Origin of the sequence: Aquimarina litoralis, assembly GCF_039523995.1 — a bacterium.
Taxonomy (GTDB): Bacteria; Bacteroidota; Bacteroidia; order Flavobacteriales; family Flavobacteriaceae; genus Aquimarina; species Aquimarina litoralis.
In genome coordinates this window covers 1-11,661 of the sequence record NZ_BAAAGE010000001.1, presented here as the reverse complement: position 1 = coordinate 11,661, position 11,661 = coordinate 1, and the positions used below count along the sequence as shown (strand labels likewise).

Here is an 11,661-nt window from a genome sequence, read left to right as displayed (position 1 = left end):
GCTATGGAAATTGTTTCATTTATAAAAGATTTAAGAGAAAACGGAATTGGTGTAAAACTTTCTGGAGATGATTTAGAATTGATTATCTTAAAGGAAGATATAGCACCAGATACCATAGAACTGGTAAAAAAGAATAAGGAAAAAATAAAGGAATATCTGGTTTCTATTTCTAAAAAGAAATTTGTACAAATTCCCAAAGCTCCCATTTCAGAATCGTATCCAATGTCTAATGCTCAAAATAGATTATGGATACAGTCTCAAATAGAAGAAGCATCAATATCATACAATATGCCATTTCAAGTGCATTTGGATGGAACTTATCATATTGATTATTTTAAAAGAGCAATCAATTTTGTAATTGATAGACATGAAATCTTACGTACTGTTTTTTATAAGGGAGATAATGGAGAAACTAGGCAATGGATCAAGTGTAGAGAGGAACTAGGTTTTTATGTGGATTATGTTGATTTTCGAAATAATGAAGACGCAGAGTCTTTAGCTAAAAAATACATCTTTCAAGAGGCTCTTAAACAATTTGATTTGGTAAAAGGCCCACTCATTAGAGCATCAATATTACAGTTGCAGGATGATAAATATATTTTTTATTATAACATGCATCATATCATTAGTGATGGTTGGTCTGTTCAAGTATTGGCAAAAGATGTTCTCACTTCTTACGAAGCTTATATAAAGGATGAAGAACCATTATTACCAAGACTAAGGATTCAATATAAAGATTATGCTGTTTGGCATTTGGGTCAATCTAAGAAAAAATCTTTTCAAAAAAATAAAGACTATTGGTTAGAGCAATTACAAGGAGAGTTGCCTGTATTAGAATTCCCTTCAAATAAAAAGCGTCCTCCCATAAAAACGTATAACGGAAAAACGATTACTACTTATATTTCAAAAGAGACTTCATTAGGCTTAAAAAAATATGTAAATGAAAAAGGAGGCTCTTTGTTTATGGGGATTTTATCTTCTTTAAAGATAATGCTAAGCCGTTATACAGGACAAAAAGATATTATAGTAGGAAGTCCAATTGCTGCCAGAGAGCACGTTGATTTAACCAATCAAATAGGGTTTTATGTAAATACATTAGCATTACGAAACCAAATAGTTGACGGAGATAGTTTCGACGATGTATTTTTAAGAATTAAGAAATCTACTTTGTCTGCATATGCGAATCAACAATACCCTTTTGAGAACCTAGTAGAGGATCTAAATTTAAAAAGAGACTTATCCCGTAACCCAATTTTTGATGTTATGGTAGCTATGCAAAATAACGGTAAAGGAGAAAATCTTGAGGGTATAGATACCAGCGATTTAGATAAATTTTACAGTGAAGAAAATAGAACAAGCAAGTTTGATTTGTTATTTAACATTGAAGAGAAAGGTGATTATCTAGTATTTAGTGCAGAATATAATACCGATATATATGAAGAGAATGTTATAAAGCAATTTTGTAAGCATTACAAGAATATGCTAGATCAACTACTTCAACAGCCTACAAAAGCTGTAAAAAATATTGATTATCTATCCAAAGAGGATCTGCATCTGGTAACAAATACTTTTAATACAACCACAATTAATTATGGTAATATTTCGGTATTGGAGTTATTTGAAAATCAAGTCCAAAAAACCCCTGACAAAACTGCAGTAGTTTTTGAAAAAAATGCTATCACATATCATCAATTGAATATATATGCTAACCAATTGGCACATTGTTTAAGAGAAAAACATGAAGTTTCTCCAGGTACAAAAGTAGGAGTGATTTTAGAACGCTCTTTTAAAAGTGTTTTAGCAATGTTTGCAGTTATGAAATCTGGCGCGTGTTATGTTCCGGTGGATAGTAATTATCAAGATGACCGCATAAAATATATATTAAATGATGCATCGATAGATTTAGTAATATCAACAGGAGATTTGTTAGATCATGACTTTCTGGAAGAAAGAAAAAGTATAGATTTAAATGAATTTAATTTTTCCGAATGGTCAGATAAAAATCCAGAAATTGTCAATACTCTAGATGATGCCTCCTTTATCATTTATACATCCGGATCAACAGGAAATCCTAAAGGAGTTGTTCAAACTCATCGTATGTTGAGCAATCTGATTCATTGGAATATTAATGAATCCGGTATTGATACAGGTTTAAATCATTTACAATATACTTCCTTTAGTTTTGACGTATCCTTACAAGATTGCTGGTTTGTGCTAGGTAGTGGAGGTACTCTTTTTATTACAAATAAAGAATTAAAATTAAACTTTTTAGAACTATCCAATTATATAGTTGATAATAATATTGAAGTAATATGTTTCCCGTTTTCGGCGTTGACGAATTTTTTCAGTAATTGTCAAGAGAATTTTAGGCAGAATCATCAGGTGAAACATATTATATCATCTGGAGAACAATTAACAGTAAATCAATCATTACTTGACTTTTTAAATACAAATCCAAAGATTAAGCTTCATAATCATTATGGCCCTTCAGAAACCCATGTGGTTACAAGTCATACAATGTGCAAAGAAAAAGGAGATATAGAATGTTATTCTCCAATTGGCAAGCCTATTTCAAATACAAATATTTACATCTTAGATGCAGCCTTAATGCCTGTGCCAATACATGTTAAAGGAGAGATTTACATTGGAGGAGATAATTTAGCGCAGGGTTATTTGAATTTGCCAAAGCAAACCAAAGAACGATTTATTACAGATCCTATACGTAATGATAAACTTCTCTACAAAACAGGAGATATTGGGTATTGGAAAGAGGATGGAAATATAATTTATCTTAGAAGAAATGATGACCAAGTAAAAATAAGAGGATATAGAGTAGAATTAGGGGAAATTAAAAATGTACTATTATCCGTAGAGACAATTACAGAATCGTTTGTTGATATTCATGAAATACATGGAGACAAGGTCATTGTTGCATATATTGTTTCAAATAATCCGATCGACAAAAAATCACTGCGTACCATTCTAGGGAAAAATTTGCCAGATTATATGGTGCCTACTCATTACATAATTCTGGATAATATTCCATTGACTTCAAATGGAAAGATCAACAAAAAAATGTTACCAAAAGTAACCAATGATGATTTGGTGAAAAGGGAATATATAAAACCTAAAACAAGTATAGAAGAAAAGTTAGTTGAAATATGGGAAGATGTACTAGGAGTTGCTCCCATCGGAATAACGGATAATTTCTTCGAACTAGGAGGACATAGTATTAAAGCTATTAAAGTCTTGTCAATAATTCATGAAGAATTTAATGCGAAAATTAACATGAAGAAAATCTTTTCAAATCCAACGATTGAGTTTTTATCAATGGAAATTGAAAATTTTATGTGGCTAGAACAAAATAAAAACAAATCGGAAAAGAAAAAAATACTTATCTAATTATGGAAAATATAGGTTCTTTAGTTAAAAAATTAAAGGAAAAAGGAATCGGGTTAGGTATAGCTGGAGATGATCTGGAAATTTTCTTATACGATGATGATAATATTGATGAAGATATTGTTGAGGTCCTTAGAAAATACAAGAGTGACATAAAGGATTATTTGATGTCATTTTCATCTAATGAAAATTATAATAAAATTGAAAAAGCACCTTTTTCAACTTCATATCCATTATCTCATACTCAAAAAAGATTATGGCTTTCTAGTCAAATAAAAGAATCGTCTATAGCTTATAATATGCCTTGTACTTTGGAGCTAAGCGAAGATTGTGATTTAAAAAGCTTCAAAAAAGCAATTAAAGCTATAATTAATAGGCATGAAATTTTAAGAACTGTTTTTAAAGAAGATGAGTCGGGTGAAATAAGACAATATATTCAACCTAACGAAGAATTTAATTTTGAAATTACCTATATAGACTTTCAAAAGGAAAAAAATAAAGAAGCACAGTTAGAAAAATATATTCATAACGATTTACAAGAAGTATTTGATCTGGAGAACGGTCCTCTTTTAAGGGTCAGTGTGTTACGCCTATCAGAAAAAAAATATGTATTTTATTACAACATGCATCATATCATTAGTGATGGATGGTCAATTGAGCTATTAGCGAATGAAGTATTTACATTATATGATGGGTTTAAGTCTGGTACAGAACCCAAACTTCCTGAATTAGAAATACAATACAAAGATTATTGCGTTTGGCAAAAAGATCAACTGCTAGACAATAAACTAAATGTTCATAAATCATTTTGGGCAAATAAATTTGAAAAGGAAGTTCCAAAATTAGATTTATTGATAGCAAACAAACGCCCAGCAATAAAAACATATAACGGTTCTCGAATATTTGGACAAATAGATTCGAGTGTATCCAAAAAACTAACAGGTATTGTTCAAAATACAAATACCTCTATTTATATGAATTTGTTAAGTGTAGTAGGTATTTTGTTATATCGCTATTCTTATCAAAAAAATCTTGTCATCGGAAGCCCGGTAGCAGGAAGAGTTCATCCGGATTTAAAAAATCAGATTGGATGCTATATCAACACTTTGGCAGTTCAAATCGATATTCAGAATAAAGAACGCTATATTGACCTTTTAGATAAAGTAAAACAAAATGTTCTTGAAGCACAAGAGCATGAGAATTACCCTTTTGACAGTTTAGTTGAAGAACTGGCTCTGGGAAAAGATTTATCTAGAAGCCCGTTGTTTGATGTATCTTTAGTAGTCAATGATAGAATTAATGATGAAGATCAATATTTTAATACTTCGGTTTCAACTCAAAATAACACTAGTAATACTATAAAAAGTAAATTTGATATTACTTTCTTTTTTAGTCTAGACAAAGAAGAAATAAATTATAATATCACGTATAATAGAGATCTTTTTGAAGAACATGTCATCCAAGAATTATCTAAACAATTTACTCTGTTATTAGAAAATGTGGTTACTAATAGCAATAAGACCATAGAAGAATTTTGTAATGATCTTACAGGAGATAAGGAAAGAAAGGAACATGATAAATTTGAGAAAGAATTAAAAAATTCTGAAAACATTCAAGATATAGCTTATGATTCTATAATCACATATTTTGAAGAATCTGTAAATACTTACGGTTCGCATACTAGTATTGAGTATGGTGATTTTAGTTTAAGTTACACTTCTTTGAATAGCTATTCAAATCAGTTATCGCATGCTATGTTAGCTTACGGTTTGGGTTTAGAAGATATTTGTGGAGTTTTCATGGATGATGATTTATTACAAATAATATCATTGATAGGCGCTTTTAAATCTGGAGGGGTTTATGTACCGATAGATACTAAGTATAAGGAGAATCACTGGTCTGAGTTGTATACGAATTTGCAGCCTAAAATTTTACTAACTACCCGAGGTAATTTAGATACTATTTTTCATTATAATGATTTATATGATTATACCGTTCCTACGGTTTTGGTTGTAGATATTGATGCATCAGGAGTTTTAGGATTTAGTGTTTATGAAAGTATAAATGATTTATATGAGTATAGTTTAATAGATAAGACTTTTGCTGATACGAATCCAAATATTGTATTAGATGGAGAATCATCGAGTTACATATTTTTCACATCAGGTTCAACAGGTAAGCCTAAGGCAGTTTTAGGACGTCATAAGAGTTTAAGTCATTTTATTCATTGGGAGTCAAAAGAGTTAGGAATTTGTGATACAGATAGATTAGGTCAACTTACTACATTTTCTTTTGATGCATCCTTGCGAGATATTTTTGTTCCTCTAATCAATGGGGGTACGATTTGTTTGCCATCAAAGGAGATTAAGGAAGATATTTCCTTGTTTAGTGATTGGTTGAGTGATCAAAGGATTACGATTTTACATACTGTTCCTACACTTTTTAGATTGCTAATTTCCTTAGGAGAAGGAGAGCCTTCAGATAAATTTAGTTCACTTAGGTATTTACTATTAGCCGGAGAGAAGCTTTATGTTAAGGATATTTTGAACTGGCGTTCTAGTTATGGTGATGGTACTACGTTGATCAATCTTTATGGAGCTACAGAATCTACGTTGGTAAAAACCTTTTATCGAGTAGGAGCTGATCTACAGGGTTCTCCATCTGATGTTTTATGTGTTGGTCAGCCAATTTCTAATACAGCTTTGATCCTCTTAAATTCCGAGGGTGATTTATGTAAGATTAACGAGGTTGGAGATATTTATATAAAGACTCCTTTTTTATCCAAAGGGTATTATAATTCACCAGCGTTAACCGAGGCAAAGTTTGTTCAAAACCCATTAAGTAGTTCTCGAGATATTATTTATAAGACGGGTGATTATGGTAAATATGATTCGGATCGCAATGTTGTCGTTTTAGGAAGAGAAGATGGCGTTGTTAAGCTAAATGGTGTTCGGATCGATATGAATTCTATAGAGAGTACGATCTTATCTTTAGAAGGGATAGATTCAGTAAAATGTATAGTTAATCAGATCGAAGGCCATGAGGCTACATTATGTTGTTTTTATACAGCTACAACTTGTATTGATGATGTATTACAGGCACATTGTTTACGATGTTTATCAGGTTATGAGGTTCCTTCGTTTTATTTTCATTTGGATCATTTTCCTGTCAATGCAAATGGCAAAGTCGATACCCGAGTATTAGAAGGTATGATTAAAGATTTGATGCTAAAAGAGATTGAATATCAAGGAGCGACCAATGATACGGAACAACAGTTAATCGATTTATGGGAAGAGGTATTAGGCATAGATAAGGTTGGTATCAAAGATAACTTTCTATTGCTTGGCGGTAATAGCATCAAGTTAATTCGTTTGAAGTCAAGGATCAACAAGGTTTTTGGTGTTTCCTTAAGTATCGAGGATTTATTTGTTCATAGTGTGTTAGAGCTACAGGCCTCATTGATAAGTTCTTCAGGAGAATCGATTTATGAAGAGATAGCGGTAGTACCTGAAAGTGATAGTTATGTGTTATCTCCATCTCAATATCGTATATGGGTGTTGAGTCAGTTAGAGGAGGCTTCTATAGCTTATAACATGCCTCGATATACAGAGTTAGATAGGGCATGTGATGTGGAGTTGTTTAAGAAGTCCATTATGACTGTTATAGCTAGGCACGAGTCATTAAGAACAGTTTTTGTTGTAGATAAAGAAGGAGAGCCGTATCAAAAGGTTCTAGGTGTTGAGGAGCTCAATTTTGATATCGGTTATATAGATTTTAGAAGATCAGGAGAAGAAGCATTACAGGATTATATCACAAAAGATAGTCATACATCTTTTGATTTAGAAAAAGGGCCATTGTTACGAGCAAGTTTACTACAGACAGGTGATAATAGTTATGTTTTTTATTATAACATGCATCATATCATAAGTGATGGTTGGTCTATGGATGTGTTGATCAATGAGATTACGATCTGTTATGAAGCTTATGTGTCTGGTTCTATGCCTGATTTACCACCTTTAAAGATTCAGTATAAGGATTATGCCTCTTGGCAGGTTGATCAATTGGATACAGCATCATATAAAGAACATCGAGAGTATTGGCTTGATAATTTATCAGGGGATTTACCAGTATTAAATTTTCCGAGTTATCAGCCGCGTCCAAAAATGAAGACTTATAATGGTCGTAGTTTATCGACCTATATTTCATCAGAAGCTACAGAGGGACTTACTAACTATTGTCAAGAGCGTGGCGGTAGTTTGTTTATGGGATTATTGGCAGTTTGGAATATTCTATGTTATAAGTATACCTCTCAGCGCGATATGATCATAGGGACTCCAGTTGCGGGGAGGAATCATTCCTCGTTAGAAGATCAGATAGGTTTTTATGTCAATACATTAGCATTAAGAAACCAGATAAATCCCGAGGATAGTTTCGATACATTTTACGGCCAAGTAAAGGATAATACCTTACGTTCATACAAGCATCAGGATTATCCCTTTGACAGATTAGTAGAGGAGTTGGAGTTATCGCAAGATGCCGGGCGAGGGACACTTTTTGATGTAATGTTGGTATTACACAATACAGATGAGTCATCTAAGAATAAAAAGCCGAAATCCAATGATCAGGTTAAGATAGAAGATAATGGTAAATGTACTTCTAAATTAGATATTAATATTCATTTTCAAGAAATCGAAGATAAGCTCAAGTTTACACTTATCTATAATACGGATGTTTATGGCTATTCGATGATTGAGGGTTTAATGAAGCATTTTGAAACATTGATATCAGAGCTTTTATTAAATCCAACAGTATTAATAGATGATGTTAGCTATATAAAAAATGAAGAAGAGAATGTATTATTAAATGAATATAACCAAACTCAAGTTGCTTTCCCTAATGAAAAAACAATAGTTAACCTTTTCGAAGAACAAGCAGAAAAATATCCGGATAATATAGCCCTTGTCTTTGATAATCATTGGGAAATCAGTTACCAAAGACTTAATGAATTAAGTAATGTGATTGCTACTTATCTATTAGAAGAACATGGAGTAATAGAAAAAGAAGTCGTAGCTATAGAGTTGAGTAATAGGCCCGACATAACGCTTATAGGTATTTTAGGGGTTCTTAAATCTGGTAGAGCATATATCCTTGTTGATTCTACGCTTCCTCAAAGTCGAATTGATTTCATTTTAGATGATAGCAAGTGTATAACTTTTCTTAAAAACGATAATTTAAAAGAGCTAATCGAAACCCCAAATTCTTATGCTCTAAATAACCCGAGATTAGATGTAAAAGGATCGAGTTTAGCATATATTATATATACTTCAGGAACTACGGGTGTTCCAAAAGGAGTTCAGATTAAACACCAATCAATAGTTAATTATGTTAACTGGTTTTCTGAAAAACATCAGATCACATCAAATGATAGTACTGTTATCACATCAAGTATTGCATTTGATTTAATTTATACTAGTCTATACGGAGGGCTGTTAAATGGATGTGAAATACACTTCTTAAATAGCTTAGATGTAAAGAATCCTGTTAAAGTAAGTGAATATATTGAAGAAAAAAATATCTCATTTTTAAAACTAACGCCTACCTATTTAAACCTTTTATTAGATAACATAGAGAAGCATTCAATTGTTAATAGTAAATCATTAAGGCTAATTTTAACTGGAGGAGAACGTCAAAATTTAGAAGATATAAAAAATCTCGTGACAGGTAGTGATATAAATATAGTTAATCACTATGGTCCATCCGAAGGTACTATTGGTGTATGTACTTATCAAATCACAAAAAACAATTTGAACGACTACTTGTCAAATCCTGTTATTGGGTATCCAATATTTAATACAGAAATATACATACTTAGCAATAATAAATTGTTACAGCCTTTAGGGGTAATCGGGGAAATATGTATAGCAGGTGCTGGGTTGTCCAAGGGGTATATAAACCGTTTAGACTTAACAAATGAGAAATTTATTGAAAACCCATATAAGAAAGGAACCTATGTTTATAAAACAGGAGATTTAGGAAGAAGACTTCCAAACGGCACAATAGAATTTATTGGAAGAAAAGATGATCAAGTAAAAATTCGTGGTTATAGAATTGAATTAGGAGAAATAGAGAGGCAGTTAGAGAATAAGGAAGATATCAATAACGCAGTAGTCCTTGTAAATGATGATAAAGAACTAACAGCGTACATTGTTTCAAAACAAAAACAAAATGTTACAGACATAAGAAGGTATTTATCTAAGAAACTTCCTGGGTTCATGATGCCAGATCATTACATACAATTAGATGAAATCCCCTTAACTGCAAATGGGAAAGTAGATAAAAAAAGAATTTCTTCTTTTACTGGAATGAAGTTGTCTGGAATCGAGGAATATGTTTTGCCGACAAATAAAGAAGAAGTAATTATCCTTAAAATATGGAAGGATGTTTTAGGGAGGGATAAAATAAGCATTAGAGATAGTTTCTTCGATTTAGGTGGGAATAGCATAAAGGCTATTAAAATACTTCATAGAGTAAATCAAGAATTCAAAACGAATATAAATATTGGAAGCTTATTTAATTATCCAACAATAGAATATATAGCTATTCAGATAAATATAGCAAAGAAACAAGAATCAATCATTAATACAGGCAAAAAACTAAAAGAGATAGAGTTATGATCAATTTTTTGAAAAAAATATCAGAAAACGATATTTATTTAGATATCATTGATGGGGAATTAAAATTATTTTCTGAAAATGAAAATATAGATAAAAAACTTCTGCAAGAGATAAAAGAAAAGAAAGTAGAGATTACCTCATTTTTAAAAGAAAACAGAGGATTTAACTCAAGTAAGAATGAAGAGATTCCAACTGTAAAATTAGATGATAATTATGCTCTTTCCGATGCTCAAAAAAGATTATGGATATTAAGTCAATTTGAAGAAAGTTCTGTTGCTTATAATATGCCAAATAACATTGAGCTAAATGGAAGTTATGATTTAATTAGTTTTGAAAAAGCAATTATCCATGTAATTGAGCGACATGAGATTTTAAGAACAGTCTTTGTAAAAGATGACAATGATGAAGTAAAGCAGAAGATCCTTACTATTGAAGAGCTAAACTTTAAAGTAAACTATAAAGATTACAGAGGGAAAGAAAATCCGAAAGAAGATGTTTTAGCATTTATCAATGAAGATTCAAATATACCTTTTGATTTAGAAAAGGGTCCATTGTTACGAGCAAGTTTACTACAGACAGGTGATAATAGTTATGTTTTTTATTATAATATGCATCATATTATAAGTGATGGTTGGTCTAAAAATGTATTATCCAAAGACATTCTTTCTTCTTACGAAGCTTATGTATCGGGTTCTATGCCTGATTTACCACCTTTAAAGATTCAGTATAAGGATTATGCTTCTTGGCAGGTTGGTCAATTGGATACAGCATCATATAAGGAGCATAGAGAGTATTGGCTTGATAATTTATCAGGGGATTTACCAGTATTAAATTTTCCGAGTTATCAGCCGCGTCCAAAAATGAAGACTTATAATGGTCGTAGTTTATCGACCTATATTTCATCAGAAGCTACAGAGGGACTTACTAACTATTGTCAAGAGCGTGGCGGTAGTTTGTTTATGGGATTATTGGCAGTTTGGAATATTCTATGTTATAAGTATACCTCTCAGCGCGATATGATCATAGGGACTCCAGTTGCAGGGAGGAATCATTCCTCATTAGAAGATCAGATAGGTTTTTATGTCAATACATTAGCATTAAGAAACCAAATAAATCCCGAGGATAGTTTCGATACATTTTACGGCCAAGTAAAGGATAATACCTTACGTTCATACAAGCATCAGGATTATCCCTTTGATAGATTAGTAGAGGAGTTAGATGTAACGAATGATAGGAGTAGAAGTGCCATTTTTGATGTTGTTTTAGCTCTTCAAAATACAGGAGAAAAGATCAATGGTATCGAGATATCAGAAGAAGAAATTGATACTATATCTTTATCGGGTCCTGTTACTTCCAAGTTTGATTTAGAAGTTTTTTTTCAGGAAGTAAATGATCATCTATATGTAAAAGTGAACTATAACACAGATGTTTACGATAGTGTTATGGTTGAGGGATTGATGGTTCATTATAAAGAGTTGTTAGTTTCTTTGATGAGTTCCTTTGAGAAGCCATTAAAAGATGTCGAATATCTTCCATCTGCAGAGCGATTAGAGTTATTATCAGGATTTAATGCTACCGATGTTGCTTA

Annotated in this window: 3 protein-coding genes; all 3 read left to right on the top strand. The window is 31.7% G+C overall.

The window, feature by feature from the left end; all coding sequences use genetic code 11:
- The first annotated feature begins 3 nt into the window (after nucleotides 1-3).
- Entirely contained in the window at nucleotides 4-3,402 is a 3,399-nt protein-coding gene (locus ABD077_RS00015) for a non-ribosomal peptide synthetase (RefSeq protein ID WP_343909266.1), read from the top strand.
- A 2-nt stretch (nucleotides 3,403-3,404) separates the two neighbouring features.
- Nucleotides 3,405-10,073, top strand: coding sequence for an amino acid adenylation domain-containing protein (locus ABD077_RS00010; RefSeq protein ID WP_343909264.1), 6,669 nt, complete (start codon nucleotides 3,405-3,407; stop codon nucleotides 10,071-10,073).
- Nucleotides 10,070-11,661: condensation domain-containing protein (locus ABD077_RS00005; protein WP_343909262.1), on the top strand; the 1,592-nt coding region annotated here is incomplete at its 3' end. The genes ABD077_RS00010 and ABD077_RS00005, both read left to right, overlap by 4 nt.

What these genes read in the sequence shown, in the direction of transcription:
- ABD077_RS00015 (WP_343909266.1), top strand. Translation starts at nt 4, where the DNA reads ATGGAAATTGTTTCATTTATAAAAGATTTAAGAGAAAACGGAATTGGT.
- ABD077_RS00010 (WP_343909264.1), top strand. Translation starts at nt 3,405, where the DNA reads ATGGAAAATATAGGTTCTTTAGTTAAAAAATTAAAGGAAAAAGGAATC.